The organism is Paraburkholderia sp. CNPSo 3076, from assembly GCF_026343935.1.
GTDB classification, from domain to species: Bacteria; Pseudomonadota; Gammaproteobacteria; order Burkholderiales; family Burkholderiaceae; genus Paraburkholderia; species Paraburkholderia nodosa.
The window spans coordinates 1-21087 of sequence record NZ_JAPMAL010000035.1 but is presented as its reverse complement, the minus strand read 5'-3'; the positions used below and the strand labels follow the sequence as shown (position 1 = coordinate 21087).

Below are 21087 nucleotides of genomic sequence, written 5' to 3'. Positions count from 1 at the left end.
GGCGTTACTGCGCGTGGGTCCGGCGGCGGCGCATCAGGCGCCGGCCGCAACGGCGCTTGATGCGGCCGCGCTGACGCGTTCGCGCGCGATCGCGCAGTAACTTTCGTTAATTTCATAGCCGACGAATTCGCGTTGCTGACGTGCGCAAGCCACTGCCGTGGTGCCGCTGCCCATGAACGGGTCCAGCACGCGGCCGCCCGGCGGGCAGCTCGCGAGCACCATGCGCTCGACGATTTCCAGGGGCTTCTGGGTGGGATGATCCACGCGTTCCGCGTGCTGGCGATGCAGCCGCGAGACGGACCAGACGTCCTTGGGGTTGTAGCCGAGCTCCAGCCACTTGCTGCCTTCGAACAACTTGCGCGAACGCGCCTTCTTCGTCACGGCATCGTACGGGATGCGGACGGGATCGAGATCGAAGTAATAGTCCTTCGACACCGCGAAGAAACCGATGTTGTCGTGCACCGAGGTAAACCGGCGCGTCGTGCCACCCATGCTGGGTACGCGACGATCCCAGACGATCTCGTTGATCATCGTGAGTTTCGACTTGAGATAGACGAAGATCTCAGGCGCGTACTGCCACGTGCAGAACACGTAGAGCGAGCCCGTGGGCTTGAGCTTCGGAATCGCCAGGTCGAGCCATGCATACGTCCAGGCGAGGAAGTCCTCGCCCGAGCGCATGTCGGAGTCATTGCCGTAGTCCTTGCCGAGCCCGTAGGGCGGGTCGGCGACGATCAGGTCGATCGAGGCATCGGGCAGGTTGGCTGCATCGGTCAGAAAATCGCGGTTCAGGAGCCGGATGGTTTCCGGCACCGTGGCGAGTATGGGTAACTCGGCGGCTGCATTGGCGACCGCCTCGGCGGCCTCCAGAGCAGCCGCTTCGGCGTTCACCTCGCCCACGGGCGCCGGCATCTGCGGCTCGTCGAACTCGTCACGCATCGCTTGTGTCGCTCCGGGCGCTCAGAACTGGATGCCCGATCGCTCAGCGACCGTGTGCATGTCCTTGTCGCCGCGGCCCGACAGGTTCACCAGCAGGATTTTCTCCTTCGGCAACGTCGGTGCGAGCTTCGCCGCGTACGCGAGCGCGTGGCTCGATTCGAGCGCGGGAATGATGCCTTCGATGCGGCAGCAGTCGTGGAAGCCCTTGAGCGCTTCCTCGTCGTCGATGGTGACGTACTGCGCGCGGCCGCTGTCTTTGAGCCACGCGTGCTCGGGACCGACGCCCGGATAGTCGAGGCCCGCCGAAATCGAATGCGTCTCGATGATCTGCCCGTTCTCGTCCTGTAGCAGGTAGGTGCGATTGCCGTGCAGCACGCCCACGGTGCCCGCCGCGAGCGACGCGGCGTGGCGGCCCGTGTCCATGCCGTCGCCGGCAGGCTCGACCCCGATCAACTGCACGGAAGTGTCCTCGATATACGGGTAAAAGATACCCATCGCGTTCGACCCGCCGCCTACGCAGGCGATTACGGAGTCGGGCTGGCGGCCCGTCATTTCGGGCATCTGCACGCGGCATTCGTCGCCGATCACGCGCTGGAAGTCGCGCACCATCATCGGGTACGGGTGCGGGCCCGCCACGGTGCCGATGATGTAGAAGGTGTTTTCGACATTGGTGACCCAGTCGCGCATGGCTTCGTTGAGCGCGTCCTTGAGCGTGCGCGAGCCCGACTCGACCGGCACCACGGTCGCGCCCAGCAGCTTCATGCGGTAGACGTTGGCGGCCTGGCGGCGCACGTCCTCAGCGCCCATGTAGACCACGCACTCCATGCCGAAACGCGCCGCGATCGTCGCGGTGGCCACGCCGTGCTGGCCCGCACCGGTTTCGGCGATCACGCGCGGCTTGCCCATTCGCTTGGCGAGCAGCGCCTGGCCGATCACGTTGTTCACCTTGTGCGCGCCGGTGTGGTTCAGGTCTTCGCGCTTCAGGTAGATCTGCGCGCCGCCCAGCAATTCACTCCACCGCTGTGCGTGATAAATCGGCGACGGACGGCCGACAAAATGCTTCAACTCGCGCTCATATTCAGCGCGGAAGTCGGGATCGTCCTTGAATTTCGCGTAGGCGTCGCGCAGTTCGTCGATCGCCTGCATGAGGGTTTCGGCAGCGAATACGCCGCCATAAGGGCCAAAATGGCCGCGTTCATCTGGCAAATTGTACATAAGTCACTCGCTCGGCCGGGCTTGGGAGGACCCGCGTTGCGCGGGCCGTGCCGGCCAAAGGGGCATCCACCCCGGATTTATCCCGCGTCCGCTTCGCGCACTGCGCGCACGAACGCCGCCATGCGGGCGTGATCCTTCACGCCCTTTGCGCCCGGAACCTCGATGCCACTGGAGACATCGACAGCGAACGGACGCACCCGGCGAATCGCATCACTGACGTTTTGCGCGTTCAAGCCACCACTCAAAACGGCCCGACGCGCGAGCCCTGCGGGAATAAGTGACCAATCGAAGACCTTTCCGCCGCCGCCGTAACCTTCGACATGCGTGTCGAACAAGAGGCCGCTGGCTGATGAATAACGATTAGCCGATTCTATCAAATCGGCCTGCTGAGTATCGGCCGCCACCCGCAGCGCGCGCAACCAGGGCAAACCGGCAACGGAGGCCAGCGACTCGCACTGCTGGGGCGTTTCGTCGCCGTGAAACTGCAACATGGTGAGCGAGACATTGCTCGCCACTTCGCTCATCCATTGCGGCGTGGCGTTCACGAACAGGCCCACGACCGAAACGAACGGCGGCAGGTCACGCGTGAGTTCGACCGCCTGCGCCACGCTCACCGAACGCGGGCTGGGCGGATAGAACACGAAACCGACGGCGTCGGCGCCGAGGTCGATGGCGTACGCGACCGCCTCGGGCGTCGAAAGTCCGCACAGCTTGATGCGCGTGCGGTGCGCGGGGGCGAGTTGCTCGGCTGACGTCATGGTTCTGGCTGCGGTGTTGGTCTCGATGATTCAATCCCGATGATTCAATCGCGACGTGATTGCTCGCGGGGCAATACGCCGGGCCGCGTCAGGCACGGCCTTCGGGCGCGTCGCTCCAGATCGCGCTCCACGGCACGCTGGCGGTATGCGGCGCGGGTACCGCGAACTCATCAGGATAGCCTACCTGGGCGAGATAGAGGCCGTCGGGCATGAAGGTCGGCGCGGCCAAGGTGCGGTCGCGGCCCGCCAGCACCTCGGCCATCCACGCGGCCGGATATCGCCCTCGCCCCACGGCCACGAGGCAACCCATGAGGTTGCGCACCATGTGGTGCAGGAACGCGTTGGCGCGAAAGCGGAAGTGGATGAAGTCGCCCTGCGGCCGCATGTCGATCTGATACAGATGCTTCACCGGCGTCTTCGCCTGGCACTCCGACGAGCGAAACGACGAAAAATCGTGCTCGCCGATGAGGTGCGCCGCCGCCTCGCGCATCGCATCTACGTCGAGCGGCGTGTGGATCCAGCCCGTGCGGGCCGCCAGCATCGGCGAGCGCACGGGGTTCACGTAGAGCACGTAGTAGTAGGTGCGCTCGAACGCCGCAAAGCGCGCGTGGAACGCCTCGGGCATCGGCTTGGCCCACTGAACGGCCACCGTGGAGGGCAGGAACGCATTGGTGCCGCGCACCCAAGAGAACGGCGTGCGATCGAGGTCGGTGTCGAAGTGCACGACCTGGCCGAGGCCGTGCACGCCCGTGTCCGTGCGGCCCGCTACGATGGTGGACAGCGGCACGGTGGCGAATTCGCGCAGTGCGCGCTCGAGCGCGTCCTGCACGGTCTTGCCGTGCGGCTGCGACTGCCAGCCGCAGAACGCGGCGCCGTCGTACTGGATTCCTAGCGCGATACGCATACGGCTTGCAACGGCGTCACGAAAGCGGAGCGAGCGTCGACAGCAGCGCCTGCGCGTCGCTGCGCGTCGCGGGGTCGTTCGACTCGATCACTTCGTTGATGAGCGAGCGGGCGCCCGACACGTCGCCAAGCGCGATGTATTCGTGCGCGAGGTCGAGCTTGTTGCGCGCGATGCGCGCGAGCTGCTCGGGCGTGAAGACCGGCAGCGGCTCGGCCGAATCGGGCGGCAGGTTCAGGTCGAAGTCGAGCGTGAGCGCGCCAAAGCGCGGCGCGCCGAGGCCCGCGAGCGCACCTGCGCCCGCCGTCCCGGCCTCGATGGCCTGGCCCGCCAGCGGCGCAGGCGGCTCGAAGAACGGCGACGCAAGACGCGCCGAGGCCTCGGGCGTAGCGGCCGGCTCGGTCGACAGCGGCGCCGTGGGCATGACCGGCTCCCCGATGCGCGGCGGCAGGGGCAGGTCGAGGCCGCCCATCGCTTCTATTGCATCGTGCGGGAACGCGATCGGGACTTCGGCGTAGCTCATGTCTTCTGCGGTGACTGCGGGCACAGACGGAATTTCAGGTGCGGTAAGCGGCGCCGGCGGGCGCTCGAAGGCTTCGGTGATGGGCGGCGTTTGCACGGCGGCCGGTTCGGCCTGCGGCGCTTGCGCGGCTTGCGGTGCGCCGAGACTTTCGGGCGGCAGCGCATCCGCGCCCAGCTCCATCGCGGCGGCGAGGCTGGCGGCGTCGGTCGCGTCGGCGAGCGTCTGCGGCTCGCCCGGTTCCACGCCGTGCTGCAGTTCGTGTGCCGCGTGAGCTTCCTGCGCAGCCGAAGGCGCTTGCGGGGTGGCCGGGTGCAGCGTCTCGGTCAGCATCGGCGGCAGCGCTTCGTCGTGTTCGAGCGGCGCGGCAGAGACGGCTGGCGTGGGCACCGGCGTGATCGCGACTTCGTCCGCTGCGGGTTCAACCGGCGCAACCGGCGGCACAAACTCCGCTTCCTCCACAGGCGCGGCTTCATTCACGCCCGGTTCATCCCCGGCGCGTGAAATCGGCTCGTGCAGTACCGGCGGCTCCTCGGCCACAGGCGCGGCGGCAACGGCGGCAGCCGATGCAGACGGCGTCGGCTCGTGCGCTTCGGGCGAGACCTCAGCCGCCTGCTCAGCGGGTTTCTTGCGCTTGCGCATGAGCAGACGCACGAACAAGGCCAGCAGCGCCACGACGATCGCCGCCACGGCCCCCATGGCGATCGGCGAGACTTCCGGTTGACCGCCAGCCGGGCCGGCGTTCGCCGCGCCGTTCTGCACCGGCGCACCGCCTTGCGCAGCAGGCGCACCGGCGGATGCGCCGCCCGCCGTCTGCGCCGGCTTGCCGATGCCGTGCTGCTGCAACGCCATCAGCACGCGGTTCTTCAACGCGAGGAGCTGCTGCAGGCTCGAGACCGTCACTGGCGCGCCCTTCGCGCCCTGGGCCGACGCGCCTGCCGCGCCGCTGGCCGGGGCCTGGATCGAACCGCTCCACACGTGCGAGTCGCTGGCCTCTGACGCCGCAACGGCGGCGCTGGCGCCCACCGCAGCGGCGCCCGACGCGCCTTGCGCGGCCGCTTCGGGGCCGCTCGCTGCGACTGCCGAAGCCGTTGCCGCTGCCGTCGCGGCAGCACTGGCCGAACTCGCGCCGCCCGTTGCGGCGGCAGCCGCCGACGATGCAGCTGCCACAGCCTCGGCAGCAGCACTCGAAGCAGCGGCCGGTGTGCTGGCAGGCGCAGCCGTCGCCGTGGCGGGCGCGCTGGGGGCGGCCGAAGCACCCGCCGAAGCCGAAGCCGCCCCGCCCGATGCCGCCGTCATGCCCTCCGCCGCACTGGAAACGTCCGGCGTGGCCGGCACGTTCAGTGTCGCACCCACGCGCATGCGGCTGGGATCCTGCTTGATGAACGCATTGGGGTTCGCATCGAAGAGCGCCTGGCTCATGCGTGCGAGCGTGCCCTTGTCGTGCGACTGCGTGACATCGACGGCCACGTCGTGCAACGACTGGCCGGGATGAACGGTGTACTGCCCCGCGATGCTCAGCGCCGCCGCGGCGGAAGACGCGGCACTGGCACCACTGGCCGCAGCGCCTTGCGCCGCACTCGCGCCGCCCTGCGCAGCGGCGAGGCCGCAGAACAGGAAACTCGCCGCCGCCACGGTGGCGCGGATGGCGCGCCGCCCTTGGGCGCGCTTCGCGCGAGGCGCGGCGGAATCAGTATCAAATCGAACGATCATCAGTTGCCCTGGCATACCGCTCTTGCGGCTGTCGATCAAATAGGAGTGTGCTTCGGGGCGATTGCATCGATGCATGCAATAGAAAGCATGCAATAAAAAAAACGCCGCGACTGGCGCGGCGCTTTTCACCCGGTCTACGCGTCATTAGCCGCGTAGTTTAATTCATTCACTTGTCGAGCAGAATGCGCAACATGCGGCGCAGCGGTTCAGCCGCACCCCACAGCAACTGGTCGCCCACCGTGAAGGCCGACAGATATTCGCCGCCCATGGCCAGCTTGCGCAGACGGCCCACCGGCACCGACAGCGTGCCCGTGACCACGGCCGGCGACAAATCGCGCATCGAAGCCTCGCGCTGGTTCGGCACGACCTTGACCCAGTCGTTGGCCGAAGCGAGGATGCCGTCGATCTCGTCGAGCGGCACGTCCTTCTTCAGCTTGATCGTGAGCGCCTGCGAGTGGCAGCGCATCGCGCCGATCCGCACGCACAGGCCGTCGACCGGAATCGAGCCCGGCTGGCCCATGGCCGGCTTGCCGAGAATCTTGTTGGTTTCCGCGCCGCCCTTCCACTCTTCCTTCGACATGCCGTTGCCGAGATCCTTGTCGATCCACGGAATCAGCGAGCCCGCGAGCGGCACGCCGAAGTGTTCGGTCGGCATGGCGTCGCTGTTCATGGTGGCCAGCACCTTGCGGTCGATGTCGAGGATCGCCGACGACGGATTCGCCAGATCGCTCGCGACCGATGCGTTGAGCGCGCCCATCTGCGAGAGCAGTTCGCGCATGTTCTGCGCGCCCGCGCCCGAAGCGGCCTGATACGTCATGGCCGTCATCCAGTCGACGAGGTTCTCGCGGAACAGGCCGCCGAGCGCCATCAGCATGAGGCTGACCGTGCAGTTGCCGCCGACGAAGTCCTTCTGACCCTTGACGAGAGCATCTTTGATGACGTCGAGGTTGACCGGGTCGAGGATGATGACGGCGTCGTCCTTCATGCGCAGCGCCGAGGCCGCGTCGATCCAGTAGCCGTTCCAGCCTGCCGCGCGCAGCTTCGGATACACCTCGTTGGTGTAGTCGCCGCCCTGGCAAGTGATGATGATGTCGCACTTCTTGAGCTCGTCGACGCTGTTCGCGTCCTTGAGCTTTGTCTCGTTTTTGGCGAAAGACGGAGCCGCGCCGCCTGCGTTGCTGGTGCTGAAAAACACCGGTTCGATCAGGTCGAAATCACGTTCTTCCTGCATACGCTGCATCAGCACGCTGCCGACCATGCCGCGCCAACCTACGAGACCTACGTTCATGACTAACCCTTGAAATGGACACTTCCCCGCTTCGCTCGCCCGGCGTGACCGCGCGGGGAAGATGAGCGGGCACGACGAGCGATCAACGAATGGTGATCGTTTTGATAATCGTCGTTTTCGTGGTGATGGCGAGCGAAATCGCACGGGCTTTCATGCCGTGGATGTTCGTAACAGTCGTGATCTGGGGGATCTTCGCCATCGAAGCAATATACACGAAACGGTTAATTTGCGCGGCAAAAACCTACTTTCCGCTATTTGCAACGCCCGTTCTTCAGGCGCGCGAAACAAAAAAGGGCACGCCTGAAACGGCATGCCCTTCGTGCGACTTACAGCGCTGCGATCACCGCATCGCCCATTGCCACCGTGCCAACCTGCTTGCAGTCCGGCGTGACGATGTCGGCGGTGCGATAGCCTTGTTCCAGCACCTTCCTCACCGCGCTCTCGATGCGGTCCGCCTGCTCCGGGCGACCCAGCGAGTAACGCAGCATCATGGCCGCCGAGAGGATCGTGGCGAGCGGGTTGGCAATGCCCTTGCCCGCGATATCGGGCGCCGAACCGTGCGACGGCTCGTACAGACCCTTGTTGTTCTTGTCGAGCGAGGCCGAGGGCAGCATGCCGATCGAGCCCGTGAGCATCGCGGCTTCGTCCGAGAGAATGTCGCCGAACATGTTGCCTGTCACCACCACGTCGAACGCCTTCGGCGCCTTCACGAGCTGCATGGCCGCGTTGTCGACATACATGTGCGACAGCTTGACGTCCGGATATTCCTTCGAGACATCGATCATGATGTCCTTCCAGAACTGCGACGTTTCGAGCACGTTGGCCTTGTCGACAGAAGTGAGCTTCTTCTGGCGCTTTTGCGCGGCCTGGAACGCCACGTGAGCGATGCGGCGCACTTCGGGCTCCGCATAGCGCATCGTGTCGAAGCCTTCGCGCGCGCCCTTGAAGTTGCCGTCCGGCGCTTCGCGCGTGCCGCGCGGCTGGCCGAAGTAGATGTCGCCGTTCAGTTCGCGCACGATCAGGATGTCGAGGCCCGAAACGATTTCCGGCTTCAGCGACGACGCCCCCGTGAGCTGCGGATAGCAGATCGCCGGGCGGAAGTTCGCGAACAGTTCCAGGTGCTTGCGCAGGCCGAGAATGGCCTGCTCGGGACGCAGCGCACGCTCGAGCGTGTCGTATTTCCAGTCGCCCACGGCGCCGAACAGGATCGCGTCAGCGGATTTGGCCAGCGCGAGCGTTGCCTCGGGCAGCGGGTGGCCGCTCGCCTCGTAGCCCGCGCCGCCAACCGGCGCCTCTTCCAGCTCGAATTTTTCGCCCAGTGCGTTCAGCACCTTCACGGCTTCCTTGACGATCTCGGGACCGATGCCGTCGCCCGGCAGCACTGCAATCTTCATCCTGTGATTCCTCGCTGTTTGTTCAGTGTGCGTATGTGCAGGTATCAAAGCACGCGGTTGTTCAGCCACGGCTGGCGCGCGAGGCGCTCGGCTTCGTACTGGCGGATCTTGTCGGCGTGACGCAGCGTGAGGCCGATGTCGTCGAAGCCGTTCAGGAGGCAGAAGCGGCGGAACGCGGCCACTTCGAACGGATATTCCTTCGAGCCATCCGTCGTGCGCACGACCTGCTTGTCCAGATCGACCGTGAGCTGGAAGCCGTTGAACGCGTACGTCTCGTTGAACAGGTGATCCACATCCGCTTCGGAAAGCGCGATCGGCAGCAGGCCGTTCTTGAAGCAGTTGTTATAGAAGATGTCCGCGAAGCTCGGCGCGATGATCGCGCGGAAACCGTACTGGTCGAGCGCCCACGGCGCGTGTTCGCGCGAACTGCCGCAGCCGAAATTCTTGCGCGTGAGCAGCACCGAGGCGCCCTGATAACGCGGCTGGTTCAGCACGAAGTCCGGGTTCAGCGGACGCTTCGAGTTGTCCTGGCCCGGCTCGCCGTGGTCGAGGTAGCGCCATTCGTCGAAGGCATTCGGGCCGAAGCCGGTACGCTTGATCGACTTGAGGAACTGCTTGGGGATGATCGCGTCGGTATCGACATTCTCGCGATCGAGCGGCGCCACGACGCCGGTGTGTACGATGAATTTTTCCATGATCCGTGTAGCCTCAGCCCAGCTTGCGAATGTCGACGAAATGGCCTTCGATTGCCGCGGCGGCTGCCATGGCCGGGCTCACGAGGTGCGTGCGACCGCCCGCGCCCTGGCGGCCTTCGAAGTTGCGGTTCGAGGTGGACGCGCAACGCTCGCCCGGCTCCAGCCGGTCGGCATTCATCGCGAGACACATCGAGCAGCCCGGCTCGCGCCATTCGAAACCGGCTTCGGTAAACACCTTGTCGAGGCCTTCGCGCTCGGCTTGCGCCTTCACGAGACCCGAGCCCGGCACGACCATCGCGAGGCGGATGTTCGGCGCCACGCGGCGGCCGAGCTTCTTCACGACGTAAGCAGCGGAGCGCAGGTCTTCGATGCGCGCGTTCGTGCACGAACCGATGAAAATCTTGTCCGGCTTGATCGACTCGATCGGCGTATTCGGTTCGAGCGCCATGTACTGCAGCGCGCGTTCCATCGCGTCGCGCTTGACCGGGTCCTTCTCGCGCTCGGGATCCGGCACGCGGCTGTCGACTGCCGTGACCATTTCCGGCGACGTGCCCCACGTGACCTGCGGCACGATGTCGGCCGCGCTCAGTTCGACCACGCGGTCGAAGTGCGCGCCTTCGTCGGTGCGGAAGTTTTTCCAGTACTCGACGGCCTGATCCCACTCCGCGCCTTGCGGCGAGAACGGACGGCCCTTGAGATATTCGATCGTGGTGTCGTCCACGGCGACCATGCCGGCGCGCGCGCCGCCTTCGATCGCCATGTTGCACACGGTCATGCGGCCTTCCATCGTGAGGCCGCGGATCATCGAGCCGCCGAACTCCATGGCGTAGCCCGTGCCGCCCGCGGTGCCGATCTTGCCGATGATGGCGAGCACGATGTCCTTCGCGGTGCAGCCGCGCGGCAGTTGGCCCTCGACCTTCACGAGCATGTTCTTGCTCTTCTTTTGCAGGAGCGTTTGCGTGGCCAGCACGTGCTCGACTTCAGAGGTGCCGATGCCGTGCGCGAGCGCACCGAACGCGCCGTGCGTGGACGTGTGCGAGTCGCCGCAGACGATGGTCATGCCAGGCAGCGTTGCGCCCTGCTCCGGACCGACGATGTGCACGATGCCCTGGCGCTGGTCGGCCATCTTGAACTGCGTGATGCCGAAGGAGTCGCAGTTCGAATCGAGCGTGTCCACCTGCAGCTTCGAGACCGGGTCAGCAATGCCGTGACTGCGGTCGGTGGTCGGCACGTTATGGTCGGAAACGGCCAGGTTCGCGCTGATGCGCCATACCGGGCGCTGGTGCAGTTTCAGGCCTTCGAAAGCCTGCGGACTGGTGACTTCGTGCAACAGATGACGGTCGATGTAGAGAATCGTCGTGCCATCGTCTTCCGTGTGGACCACATGCGTGTCCCACAATTTGTCGTAGAGCGTCTTTGCCATGATGTGCGGGGAAATGTTTGACTGCGGGGCAATACGGTGTGAATCGATTATGCCACGCGAAACCCGCTCGCCACAGGGCCTTACCCGAAAAAAAGCGATAAAAAACAGGGAGTTGGGTGGTAGTCGCGATACCTGTATCAGTGTTACCCGGCGCGCGCGCGCGGGTTGTCGCGCATGGGTGCCGCGGCGTAGCGAGCGCCGCTCGGCCGCGCGTTGCAAGGATTCGGAAGGCAAAAAGGAGATGCGCCGGCCCGACCACGACCGGCGCAAGTTGGTGACCGCTGTGAGAACGGTGCAACATGGGCTCCGGATTCCGCGACACAGGGGGGGCCGCATCGCCGAAGTCCATGACTGTCTAACGGCAAATCGGCGCCAAGGTTTAACCGGGGCGAATGCGGCGCTCCAAAACGGTGCACCGGAGCCCCTGCAATTCTGTTAGTTCTCCTGATTATTTAGCTTCGTTTCCCGCGTTTGACAGCCATAGCCGCCGGGGAGCGCGGGGAATCGCCGGAGCGGACGCCGGCCGGTCATGCACAAGCCAGGCACGAGGTTTGCGAAACGAGCCACGCCGCGCCGGATTCCACTTTGTGATTGCGTCACACCAACAAACGACGCCGCGGCCGACCATGCAAAACCGGAGGCTTCATGCCACTCGCAATCCGCACTGCGCAACAACGAAAAAGCAGAATAAAACCACCGGCGCCGCGCCGCTCGCGGGCCACGCAGCGAGCTTCTCTCGCCGCCGCGGCATGCGCCCTCGCCGCGCTCGCCCCGCGCGCCGAGGCGCAGACCCCCTCGCCGCTCGGCGAATGGCAATATTCTGCAGGCATTCCGCTCGAAAAGATGTTTCAGCCGAACCGTCCCGACTTCGAGGCGCGGCTCGGCGTGGGCGCGACCTTCGAGCCGCGCTACGACGGCTCAGACCGCTATCACACGCAGATCGGGCCGAGCATCGACCTGCGCTACAAGGACATCCTGTTCGGCTCGACGGGTGAAGGCTTCGGCGCCAACGTCCTGCAGGGCGAAAACTGGCGCGTGAGCGTGGCAGCCGTGTACGACCTCGGGCGGCGCGGCCAGGACGACCCGACGCGGCTGCACGGCATGGGCAACATCAACCCGGCGCCAGAATTGAAGATCGCTGGCGAGTATGTGATTTCGAAGGACTTTCCGCTCGTGTTCCGCACCGCCTTCACGCGCAGCTTCGGCGGCTCGAATGGCTGGATAGCGGACCTCGGCGCCTACATGCCGCTGCCGGGCAGCAACCAGAACTTCTACTGGTTCGCCGGCCCCTCGGTCACGTTCGCCGACTCCAATTACATGCAAAGCTGGTTTGGCGTGACGCCGCAGCAGGCGGCCGCATCGGGTTACCGTCAGTACGACGCGAGCGCGGGCCTCAAGTCGGCCGGCTTCGGCATCACGATGGTGTACTTCGTCAACAAACATTGGTTCGTGAGCGCGGACGGCGCCATCAAGCGCCTGCTCGGCAGCGCCTCGCACAGCCCGATCGTCCAGTCGAAGACGGGCGGCGTTTGCGACGTCTCGATCAATTACGAGTTCTAGCGCGGCCGGCCGCCTGACCGGCGTCAGGCCGGCGTACGTCGCGAGAGCGCCTGCCCGGCCACCCCTCATTCACCGCTCATTCTTCGCCACTATCCTTGACCGTACGGGCGCCAGGCCCAGTCGGCCGGCTGCGCCCGCCTAAAACGCGCAGCAGGGCCACGTTTCCCTCTACGTTCAAAGGATCGACCATGCTCGCGCCGATCGCCACGGCCTCCTTCCTCGGTCAGCCCGCGTGGCTCTGGATCGCCTTCCTCGCGGTGGTGATCGTGCTGCTCGTACTCGACCTCGGCGTGCTGCATCGTGACGACCACGAGATCGGCATCCGCGAAAGTCTCTGGCTCTCGCTCGGCTATGTCGCCGTGGGCGTCCTGTTCGGCGGCTTCGTCTGGTGGCAGCTCGGCGCGCAGCCCGCTACCGAGTACATCACCGGCTATCTGATCGAAAAGTCCTTATCGCTCGATAACGTGTTTGTGATCGCGTCGATTTTCGGCGCGCTTGCCGTGCCGCGCCAGCTTCAGCATCGCGTGCTGTTCTGGGGCATCGTCGGCGTGCTGGTACTGCGTGCATTGATGGTCGGGCTCGGCGCCGCGCTCGTCACGCACTTCGAGTGGATGCTGTACGTGTTCGGCGTATTTCTCGCCGTGACCGGCGTGAAGATGCTGCTGGGCCCGAAGCAAGAGCCCGGCGTGAACGACAGCGCCCTCTTGCGCTGGCTGCGTCGCAAGCTGCCCGTCACGCCGCATCTCGAGGGCCGCGCGTTCCTCGTGCGCCAGGCGCATCCGCGCACCGGCAAGCCCGCGCTGCTCGCCACGCCGCTCCTGCTCGGGCTCCTGATGATCGAGTTCGCCGACCTGATCTTCGCCATCGATTCGATCCCCGCGATTTTCTCGATCACGACCGATCCGTTCATCGTCTATACGAGCAACATCTTCGCCGTGCTCGGCCTGCGCGCGCTCTACTTTGCGCTCGCGGCCGTGGCGCATCGCTTCCACTACCTCAAGCATGCGCTCGCGCTCGTACTGGTGTTCATCGGCGCGAAGATCTTTCTGGTGGGCATCATCGGCAAGATTCCCGCTCTATTCAGCCTTGGCGTGACGGCCGCGCTGCTCGCGGGCGGCGTGGTGGTGTCGCTCGTCAAGACGCAGAAGCCGAAGGACACGCTCGGCACGTCCTGAAGCCGAACCCGACTCAGACGGAGCGCCCCCGTGCTCCTCATTCTTCGCTCATTTTGCTCTGCCAGGATGGTTTCCATCGAGGCCGCACTGCCCTCCACGCAGGACGGCAAGGGCCTCGATGACCTGTCACTCATCACGGAGCGCATCATGAAATGCCCCAACTGCCCTGACGTCACCCTCTCGCTCGCAGAGCGTCAGGGCGTCGAACTCGACTACTGCCCGCAGTGTCGCGGCGTCTGGCTCGATCGCGGCGAACTCGACAAGCTGATCGAACGCAGCGGCAACCGGCACTATCGCAACGAAGGCGATGCACAGGCATTCCGCCAGCACGATTCGAAGCACGGCACGCAACACGGCGACTACGCCCCGCGCCGCGCTCACGAAAGCTACCGCGGCAATGGCCATCGCCGCAAGTCGTGGCTGCAGGACATCTTCGACTGAGCCACGGCTACGCCTGCTATCCCATCGACATCACGTTTCAAGAGGATTCCTGATCATGCGCAACTATACCTGCAACAGCCCGCAAGCCGCGGGCCGGATCGTCGCGGTCGCACTGCTCGCAGACGGCCACCTGGGCAGCGAGGAACTCGCAGCCGTCCATCGCGCGCGCCTGGCCGACCGGCTCGGCCTCGCGCCCGGCGAATTCGGCGATATCCTCAAGGATCTGTGTGAAGACTTGCAGACCACTTCGCACCTGAACTGGAGCGATGCGTGCAAGCTCGACTCCGACGTGATGCAGCAGGTGATGCGCGAGCTCGACGATCCCGCGCTGCGCGCCGAAGTGTTGAATCTGTGCCACGTGGCCGTGTATTCGGACCGGCACGTCGCCGAAAGCGAAGTCGCGCTGCTCGCCTCGCTTAGCCGTGCGTGGCAGAAGGAACCCTGGCAGCGCCTGCTGGCGTAAGTTCGGTTTTTACAGCGCGCAGCTTTTTTGCGCGCTTTTTTCTTCGATGGTTCCGCCGCTCACACGCACACGGCCCAGCCGAGCCCGCGCACATTGCGGATCACCGCGTGGCCGAACTTGCGCCGCACGCTGTAGATCACGGCGTCCACCGCGTTGCTTTCCACTTCCTCGCCCCAGCCATAGAGCCGCTCCTCGATTTGCTGACGCGACAGGATCGCGCCCGGCCGCTCGAGCAGCGCGAGCATCAGTGCGTATTCGCGCGCGGAGAGATCGTCGGACTGACCGTCGAACGTGAGGCGGCGCGCGTTCATGTCGAGCGTGACGCGGCCGCTGCCCATGGTCGGCGAGGCAAAGCCCGACTTGCGCCGCACCACGGCGCGGATGCGCGCGAGCAGTTCCTTGCTCTCGAATGGCTTCACGAGATAGTCGTCGGCGCCGAGATCGAGGCCTTCCACGCGCGTGTCCACGTCGTCGCGCGCGGTGATGATGAGCACGGGCGTGCCGTCCAGCGACTCGCGCAGCGCGCGCAGCACGTCGAGCCCGCTCATGTCGCCGAGGCCCAGGTCGAGCAGCACCGCCGTGTACGAGCCGTCGCGAATGGCGTCGCGGCCGCTCTCGCCCGTGCGCACCCAGTCGACGCTGTACGACGCGTCCTTCAACGCGCGCAGCAGCGCAGGGCCGATCAGCAGATCGTCTTCGATCAGCAGAATGCGCATCGTGTCCGTCCTTTGTTTCGCATGCTTCCCGGGATTTTGCCTGACCTGCGTTCGCTACATCGACGCGGCGCTCAGGCGCGCGGTAACTCGCGCGAAAACTCAATGCGCGCGACGATGCCGCTTTGCCCGTCGCCCCGGTTCGCGAGCGTCACGCAGCCGCGATAGCTGCGCGCCACCGCCTGCGCGATGGCGAGGCCGAGGCCGCTGCCGTGCGAGTCATGCTCACCGCGCGGGTGACCTCGATGACCGCCCGCGCGGAAAAACCGGTCGAACACGCGCGGTAAATCGGCCTCGGCAATGCCGGGCCCATTGTCGGTCACGTCGATGACGACGCCCTGGCCCTCGCGGCGCACCGCCACGTCCACATTCGCGCCTGCGTGGCTATAGCGGATCGCGTTGTCCACGAGATTGCGCACGAGCACGCGCATGTCTGTCTCGGTGGCGCGCACCGTCACGTCGTCGAGGCGCGTCACGCCCAGATCGACGCCGCGCGCGTCGGCGAGCGGCAGCAGGTCGGACAGCACGTCCGTGACAACTTGCGCGAGCGGCACCTCCGCCAGCACGCGTTGCGTGCTGCCGATTTCGGCGCGCGCCAGACCGAGCAGCTGCGAAACGAGCGCCCCGGTGCGCACGATGCCGCGGCGCAGCTCCTCGAAGCGCTCGGGGTATTGTTCGGGCGGCGCGTTGCGCAGGTTGTCGATCTGCAACTGCATGGCGGAGATCGGCGAGCGCAGTTCGTGCGCGGCATCGGCGATGAACATGCGCTCGGTATTCACGAGCACGGAGAGGCGCTCGATCATGCGGTTGATCGACTCGACGAAGGGCCGCAACTCGACGGGCGCCTGCCCCACTTCGAGCGGCTTGAGGTCGTGCAGATCGACCTTCGCCGCGCGCCGCCCGACGCGCTCCAGTGGCCGCAGCGAAACGCGCACCGTCACCGCGATCGTGAGCGCGAGCAGCGGCAGCAGCGCGAGCACGGGCAGCAGGCTCCAGAACGCCACGCGCAACGCGTTGCGATTGCGCATACTGCGCGATTCGGCCACCTGAATGTATTCGTCGCCGGCGGCGAGCGCGAACACGTCCCAGGATTCGCCGTCGTATTCGACCGACGAGAAGCCGCTTTGTGCGCGCGGCAACGCGATACGCGCGTTGCTCGTGCGGCTCGGGACCGCGCAGTCGTCGGCGGACCAGATCTGCACGACGAAATTGTCGGCGGCTTCGCTGTCGCCGCGCGGCTCGATCGCGCGATGCGGCACGCCGGTCTGCACGTGCGCGGCGGCGTCTCGCAGCGTCGTGTTGAACTCGGCGGCGAGACTGCGCACGACGAGGAAAGTGCCGAGCGCACCCAGCACGCCGACGAGGATCGCGAGCGTGCCGATCGCAATGCTCAGGCGGCGATGCAGGGAATGCGCGGCGAAAAACATGGAGCGTCTCGGGTGGGAAGGCGCGCTCCATCATAAAGGATTCGTCGTGCGTCAATCAGACCGTGCAGTGTGTTTCAGCGATGAGAGCCGCCGTGCATTCCACCCGCACCGCTCCAGACGCCGCCGTGCCCGCCATGAAAGCCGCCGTGCATGCCTGGCGCCGGATGCATATGCGGGCCGCCCGGAAAGACGTGATCCATGTGATGAAAGTGATGGAAGTGATCGATGAACACGAACGAGCCGCCCACGAACACCGGCGGCCACCAGCCGTACCATGGGCCGGCGTACCAGGTCGTCGCGTCGGTCCATGCCACGGGGTAGACCTGCGTGCCGTCGTTACCCTGCACGATCTGCCAGGTGCCGTCGGGCTGCAGGCAAGCGAGACCGCTGATCACCTGCGGCGCGCCGTCGATCTCGGCGGTGCCGGTGACGGAGCGGCAGTTGGGCGGCGGCGGGTAATAAGATGCGTCCGCCGCCTGCTGCGACGCGACCGGTGTCGTGCAGGCGCCCAGCAGACAGGCCAGTGCAGTGAAGGCGAGAAGATTGCGCATGATGTCGCCCCTCTCGACGGACCGGCCTCGCGGTGCACGGGCTGTGCGCCTTGGCCGTGAAGACTCCATCGGTACGCCTGGCACGCGGCGCGCGAGTGGGCTCGCGCCGGCCGCGTGTCATCTGCAAAACGAGGGGCGCAGGGGTGCTATTCCTTTGCGCGCGGCGCGAATGGCCGGGCCCTGATTACGACTTGTATCCGCGAATTCTATCCGCCGGCTGGCCGAGTCGCGTTTCAGGCCTGTCGCCGCGTCACGAACGCGCGGATATCGTCGTTCACGCGCGCGGCGTGGTTGAAGTACATGCCGTGCGTGCCGCCCTCATAAACCTTCAGCACCGCGTGTTCGAGCGCGGCCGCCGTGGGGCGTCCGGTGATCTCGAGCGGCGCCGAGGCATCGCAGTCGCCGTGCAGCACGAGCGCCGGCACGTCGATCGCGGCCAGTTCGCGGCGGAAGTCGGTGACCATCTGCACGCGCGACAGTTGCGTCGCAGCGTAGAGCGACGTGGCCAGCATCATGTCGGCCGTCCACTGAATGACCGTGCGAGAAGTACCGGAGCTGAAGTAGGCTTCGGCGCGCCGCTCGATCCAGTCGGGAAACGACGTGAGCATTTCTTCGATCGACGCTTCGAAGAGGCTAGCATCGAGTCCGCCGGGATTATCAGCAGTCTTGAGCAAATAAGGCGTCGACGCCGGCGAAACCAGCACGATGCCCGCCACGCGACGCGAGCCGTGACGGCTCAAATAGCGCACGATCTCGCCGCTCGCGAACGAATGGCCGACCAGCGTGACTCGCTCCAAACCTCGGGCGGCGAGTACGGCTTCGAGATCGTCGGCGAGCGTGTCGTAGTCGTAGCCGCGGCCCGGGTCGCTGGAGCGCCCATGGCCGCGCCGGTCGTATGCCACGCAGCGATAACCCGCGGCCGCGAGCGGCGCGCATTGGTAGTTCCACATGTCGGCGTTGAGCGTCCAACCCGAGAGGAACACGAGCGGTGCGCCATCGCCCCAGTCGCGATAGTGCAGCGCGGTATCGTCGTCGATGCGGATGTAGCCGGGTTGGCGGGCGTTGGAAGTTGCCATGGTCGTCGCTCCTTGCGGGTGGGGTGTGCCGATGAGCGACATGGTCGTCGATGCCGTGCGTGCTGACGATTACGTCGGAGGTAATGGCCGTGCGTGGGCGGCAAGGACGCGTGAGCGCGCTGCGCGCAATCGCACCACGCTGGTGCTAGATTCGTCACACATACAGCCCAGGAGACAAGCATGAGCAACACCTCGCCGCGTCCGGCCTTCGGGTCTGCCATCTACTATCGCGATCCGTTCGCCGCGCTCGATTGGCTCGAAAAGGCGTTCGGCTTCACGCGCCAGTTCGTCGTCACGTCGCCGGACGGGAAGCTCGGCCACTCGGAGATGCGCTTCGGCGACGGCTACGTAATGATTTGCGGCGGCTGGCCCGGCATGCCCTACACGACCCCCGCCGAACTGGAAGGCAAGAACACGCAGTCGGTACACGTGCAGTTGAAAAGCGGCCTCGACGCGCATTGCGAACGAGCCCGCGCCGCCGGGGCAAAGATCATCCGCGAGCCGGCCGATCAGTTCTACGGCGACCGCGTCTATGTGGCATGCGACCCCGAAGGCCACGTGTGGAGCTTCGGCGAAACAGTGCGCGAGGTCACGCGCGAAGAAGCGGAAGCGGCGAGCGGGCTGAAGATCGACGGCTGGATTTGAGCCGGAAGCGCATCGCCGTGTATAGATCAGGGTATGGGAAGTGCATCGGCAAAATGCTGGCCATATCAGGTTGCTTCGCGCGAAAGGTGCCCCTGCGAGACAACCTTGAAGCTTTAAATCGCCCGTAGCTCCCCTCAAAAACCGTTGGGACGTGGACGAAGTGTCCGCGATACAGCGTCCCAAAGGGCGACGGCCTCATTTTCCGTAAGCGACGCCTTGCGAGGCGGATCACCCTGCCAATCGTCTGGCAGGATGTCGCCGTTGTCCAAATCGAGTTCCACTAACGGCGTAAGCGCACTTCCTGTTTTCGAATTTGCCTCCAGGACAAAATGATGACCCGGGATATAAAGATACGTTGTACCCGCCATCAGCCACTCCTCGGCCTGCATACCCGGTAGATCAACCACGCCCTTTCGAACAGTATGGCCGTTACGCTCTTTGAGTGCGTCATTGATACTATCGCCACGTTGAAGCAACGTGGTCTTCTCGTGAATGAAAGAGGTTGTCTCAAGAACAAAATTCACGTCTTGTTTATCGCGCAGGTAGTATTGGCCAGACAGATCCTCTTTCTCCCCGGCACGCCCATGCAGGAATCCGCCAAGAAAGCACACGCCGGGGACAGTTGGAATCGTGGCCTCGTCACGACCTTCCACCCTGCTGAGAAGACCAAAGACAAGCCGCTTCTTTTCCGGAACATCGTTTATGAGTTCGCCGTGGATGCCGTACGGCGTACCTTTGTTCTCTCTTACATATACCGAATTGACCATATCGGTTGCTGTGCTTTGTAGCTTTATCTGGTAGCCACGATCCCAGCGGTATGCTTCTACGATGCGCGGCATATCGGAGCTTTGCCCTTTAGGGGATTCGAGTGAAACGAAGTAATAGCTGTCTGTTATTGCCGGAACGACCCCGTGCTCGTACAGGACACGATATCCTCCGGCCAGATTCACAAGGGACTTGAGGTTTGCCTCCCGAGCCGAGATGTTCTGGAGGGATTCCGCTTTGGATGCTGGTATAGCCTCAAACGTCACGCCTTCAATGAAACTGTTGCCAAACGTCCGGATATCCTTTGGTAGATCAATTAGATATCGGCCCATACAGCGCGTTTCGAGTTCCGTAGTCAACGCGTGAACGGTGGCTTCTTCCTGCTCGGTCATCGGTTTCTCCCGGTTACACGCGGACACCAGCGCCATCATGCACGCGAGCATCGTGATCAATAGTGTTCTCATTCGACATACGCCATTTTCGTCTCCTTCGCCCGGTACACGATCCGAGTGACAGCCCAAAGCGCAAAGAGCATCTGTGGCTTTTTCTTATATGCGCCCTCATGGTCTACATCCTTGTGTCCAACACATAGCTTGATCTTTCCCCTCGGGGCTGCACCCGAAACGGCGGGAACGGTCCCGTCACCGCTCTGTGCAGCAGGCCGCAATGTATAGTGCGCGGCGAGCGGGTCCCTCCCACTGCGTTGAAGCAAATCCTGGTCGCCTGTACCCGTATCCCGCATGACCTGCCCGCTTGTAAGGTCATCGACCTTGGCATAAGCATCTGCCCACTTCAGAACGGTGCCTATCTTTCTCTCCCATACCACCTCGCCCCATGTCTTGTGGGCATCATCGTCTCCGTAAAATGCGTAGGAGTTACTGTGGTACTTCCCAGCTAGCCCCAGGTGGAAAGGAATGACCAATTTGTTGATGATTCGCTCATAGGAGGCCCAGTCCTGATCAACTGTCTGTTTATTCGCATCGATTGGGTTGATTAATTTGTCGTCGCAAAGACTCCACCATTGTCCACGGGACAGATAGACCTCTCCGTAAGGATCAGCAACCGGGAGAGCTGCCGACTGTGAGCCGTCACGGATTTTCAGCCACCCCATGCCGTACTCCGCGCCAGGAAGTAGTCGCCCCTGAACAATTCGCTTCTCGTGCGGCCGGCGTCACACCATCGCGTCGGCAGCAATGCTGCGGTTGAACAATGCAGCGAGAATGAAGACACAAAGAAAGCGCAGCTTCCTGAGGATCATCCGCAGATTATGGCCAGCGCCGCACAGCACCGCGTGCATCGCATCGCCGAGCGCGCCCTTCAGCCAGTTGCGATCGAGTTTTCCGTCTGTCTTCATGTGACCGATGGCTGGCTCGATTGCGCTGCGCCGTCTGATCATCGCGCGTAGCCCGCGTGTGATGCCCCGCCGCA

General features: G+C 64.7%; 21 protein-coding genes and 1 pseudogene. 6 read left to right on the top strand and 16 right to left on the bottom strand.

The window, feature by feature from the left end:
* Positions 1-33 precede the first annotated feature (33 nt).
* The 6 genes from M3A49_RS33060 to asd all read right to left on the bottom strand — a co-directional run bounded on the left by M3A49_RS33060 (position 34) and on the right by asd (position 7331).
* Positions 34-936, bottom strand: coding sequence for a DNA-methyltransferase (locus M3A49_RS33060; protein WP_266232718.1), 903 nt, complete (start codon positions 934-936; stop codon positions 34-36).
* A gap of 21 nt (positions 937-957) precedes the next feature.
* A complete protein-coding gene (gene trpB / locus M3A49_RS33055; protein WP_254354139.1) occupies positions 958-2151 on the bottom strand; it encodes a tryptophan synthase subunit beta in 1194 nt (397 codons plus the stop codon).
* 77 nt (positions 2152-2228) lie between these two features.
* On the bottom strand, positions 2229-2909 hold the full coding sequence (locus M3A49_RS33050) for a phosphoribosylanthranilate isomerase (protein WP_266232717.1): 681 nt from the start codon (positions 2907-2909) through the stop codon (positions 2229-2231).
* Positions 2910-2997: 88 nt separating this feature from the next.
* Complete coding sequence (truA, locus tag M3A49_RS33045) at positions 2998-3813, bottom strand: tRNA pseudouridine(38-40) synthase TruA (protein ID WP_266232716.1); 816 nt, start codon at positions 3811-3813, stop codon at positions 2998-3000.
* Between the two features lie 16 nt (positions 3814-3829).
* A complete protein-coding gene (locus M3A49_RS33040) occupies positions 3830-6043 on the bottom strand; it encodes a FimV/HubP family polar landmark protein (RefSeq protein ID WP_266232715.1) in 2214 nt (737 codons plus the stop codon).
* Between the two features lie 166 nt (positions 6044-6209).
* Positions 6210-7331, bottom strand: coding sequence for an aspartate-semialdehyde dehydrogenase (asd, locus tag M3A49_RS33035; protein WP_028202917.1), 1122 nt, complete (start codon positions 7329-7331; stop codon positions 6210-6212).
* A 61-nt stretch (positions 7332-7392) separates the two neighbouring features.
* Between asd and M3A49_RS33030 the strand changes: the two genes are divergently transcribed.
* Positions 7393-7635, top strand: a complete 243-nt coding sequence (locus M3A49_RS33030; RefSeq protein ID WP_254354143.1) for a hypothetical protein — start codon at positions 7393-7395, stop codon at positions 7633-7635.
* Between the two features lie 22 nt (positions 7636-7657).
* Here the strand turns inward: M3A49_RS33030 and leuB are convergent, their stop codons facing one another.
* The 3 genes from leuB to leuC are packed head-to-tail and all read right to left on the bottom strand — an operon-like array spanning position 7658 to position 10843.
* Complete coding sequence (gene leuB / locus M3A49_RS33025; RefSeq protein ID WP_266232714.1) at positions 7658-8725, bottom strand: 3-isopropylmalate dehydrogenase; 1068 nt, start codon at positions 8723-8725, stop codon at positions 7658-7660.
* Positions 8726-8769: 44 nt separating this feature from the next.
* Entirely contained in the window at positions 8770-9420 is a 651-nt protein-coding gene (leuD, locus tag M3A49_RS33020; RefSeq protein WP_266232713.1) for a 3-isopropylmalate dehydratase small subunit, read from the bottom strand.
* 13 nt (positions 9421-9433) lie between these two features.
* The gene (leuC, locus tag M3A49_RS33015; RefSeq protein WP_266232712.1) at positions 9434-10843 is read right to left on the bottom strand and encodes a 3-isopropylmalate dehydratase large subunit; all 1410 of its coding nucleotides are present in this window, start codon (positions 10841-10843) and stop codon (positions 9434-9436) included.
* 645 nt (positions 10844-11488) lie between these two features.
* Between leuC and M3A49_RS33010 the strand changes: the two genes are divergently transcribed.
* The 4 genes from M3A49_RS33010 to M3A49_RS32995 all read left to right on the top strand — a co-directional run bounded on the left by M3A49_RS33010 (position 11489) and on the right by M3A49_RS32995 (position 14482).
* Positions 11489-12403, top strand: a complete 915-nt coding sequence (locus tag M3A49_RS33010; RefSeq protein ID WP_266232711.1) for a MipA/OmpV family protein — start codon at positions 11489-11491, stop codon at positions 12401-12403.
* Positions 12404-12591: 188 nt separating this feature from the next.
* A complete protein-coding gene (locus M3A49_RS33005) occupies positions 12592-13578 on the top strand; it encodes a TerC family protein (RefSeq protein ID WP_254354147.1) in 987 nt (328 codons plus the stop codon).
* 66 nt (positions 13579-13644) lie between these two features.
* Complete coding sequence (locus tag M3A49_RS33000) at positions 13645-14019, top strand: zf-TFIIB domain-containing protein (RefSeq protein WP_416339062.1); 375 nt, start codon at positions 13645-13647, stop codon at positions 14017-14019.
* A 55-nt stretch (positions 14020-14074) separates the two neighbouring features.
* Positions 14075-14482: a TerB family tellurite resistance protein gene (locus M3A49_RS32995; RefSeq protein ID WP_266232710.1), complete on the top strand. Its 408-nt coding sequence runs from the start codon at positions 14075-14077 to the stop codon at positions 14480-14482.
* Between the two features lie 59 nt (positions 14483-14541).
* Here M3A49_RS32995 and M3A49_RS32990 read toward each other — a convergent pair whose 3' ends face one another.
* From M3A49_RS32990 to M3A49_RS32975, 4 genes are all read right to left on the bottom strand, one after another.
* Complete coding sequence (locus M3A49_RS32990; RefSeq protein ID WP_266232709.1) at positions 14542-15198, bottom strand: response regulator transcription factor; 657 nt, start codon at positions 15196-15198, stop codon at positions 14542-14544.
* Between the two features lie 71 nt (positions 15199-15269).
* Positions 15270-16622 (bottom strand): sensor histidine kinase, encoded by a 1353-nt coding sequence (locus M3A49_RS32985; RefSeq protein ID WP_266232708.1) that lies wholly within the window; start codon positions 16620-16622, stop codon positions 15270-15272.
* Positions 16623-16696: 74 nt separating this feature from the next.
* Entirely contained in the window at positions 16697-17173 is a 477-nt protein-coding gene (locus M3A49_RS32980; RefSeq protein WP_266232707.1) for a hypothetical protein, read from the bottom strand.
* A 233-nt stretch (positions 17174-17406) separates the two neighbouring features.
* Positions 17407-18249, bottom strand: coding sequence for an alpha/beta fold hydrolase (locus M3A49_RS32975; RefSeq protein WP_266232706.1), 843 nt, complete (start codon positions 18247-18249; stop codon positions 17407-17409).
* Positions 18250-18429: 180 nt separating this feature from the next.
* Between M3A49_RS32975 and M3A49_RS32970 the strand changes: the two genes are divergently transcribed.
* Positions 18430-18894: a VOC family protein gene (locus tag M3A49_RS32970; RefSeq protein WP_254354153.1), complete on the top strand. Its 465-nt coding sequence runs from the start codon at positions 18430-18432 to the stop codon at positions 18892-18894.
* A 134-nt stretch (positions 18895-19028) separates the two neighbouring features.
* Here the strand turns inward: M3A49_RS32970 and M3A49_RS32965 are convergent, their stop codons facing one another.
* The 3 genes and pseudogenes from M3A49_RS32965 to M3A49_RS32955 form a co-directional block, all read right to left on the bottom strand.
* Entirely contained in the window at positions 19029-20102 is a 1074-nt protein-coding gene (locus M3A49_RS32965; protein WP_266232754.1) for a T6SS immunity protein Tli4 family protein, read from the bottom strand.
* A gap of 17 nt (positions 20103-20119) precedes the next feature.
* Positions 20120-20770, bottom strand: a complete 651-nt coding sequence (locus tag M3A49_RS32960; protein ID WP_266232705.1) for a hypothetical protein — start codon at positions 20768-20770, stop codon at positions 20120-20122.
* Positions 20771-20830: 60 nt separating this feature from the next.
* A pseudogene (locus M3A49_RS32955) lies at positions 20831-21087 on the bottom strand (IS5/IS1182 family transposase); the annotation flags it as partial.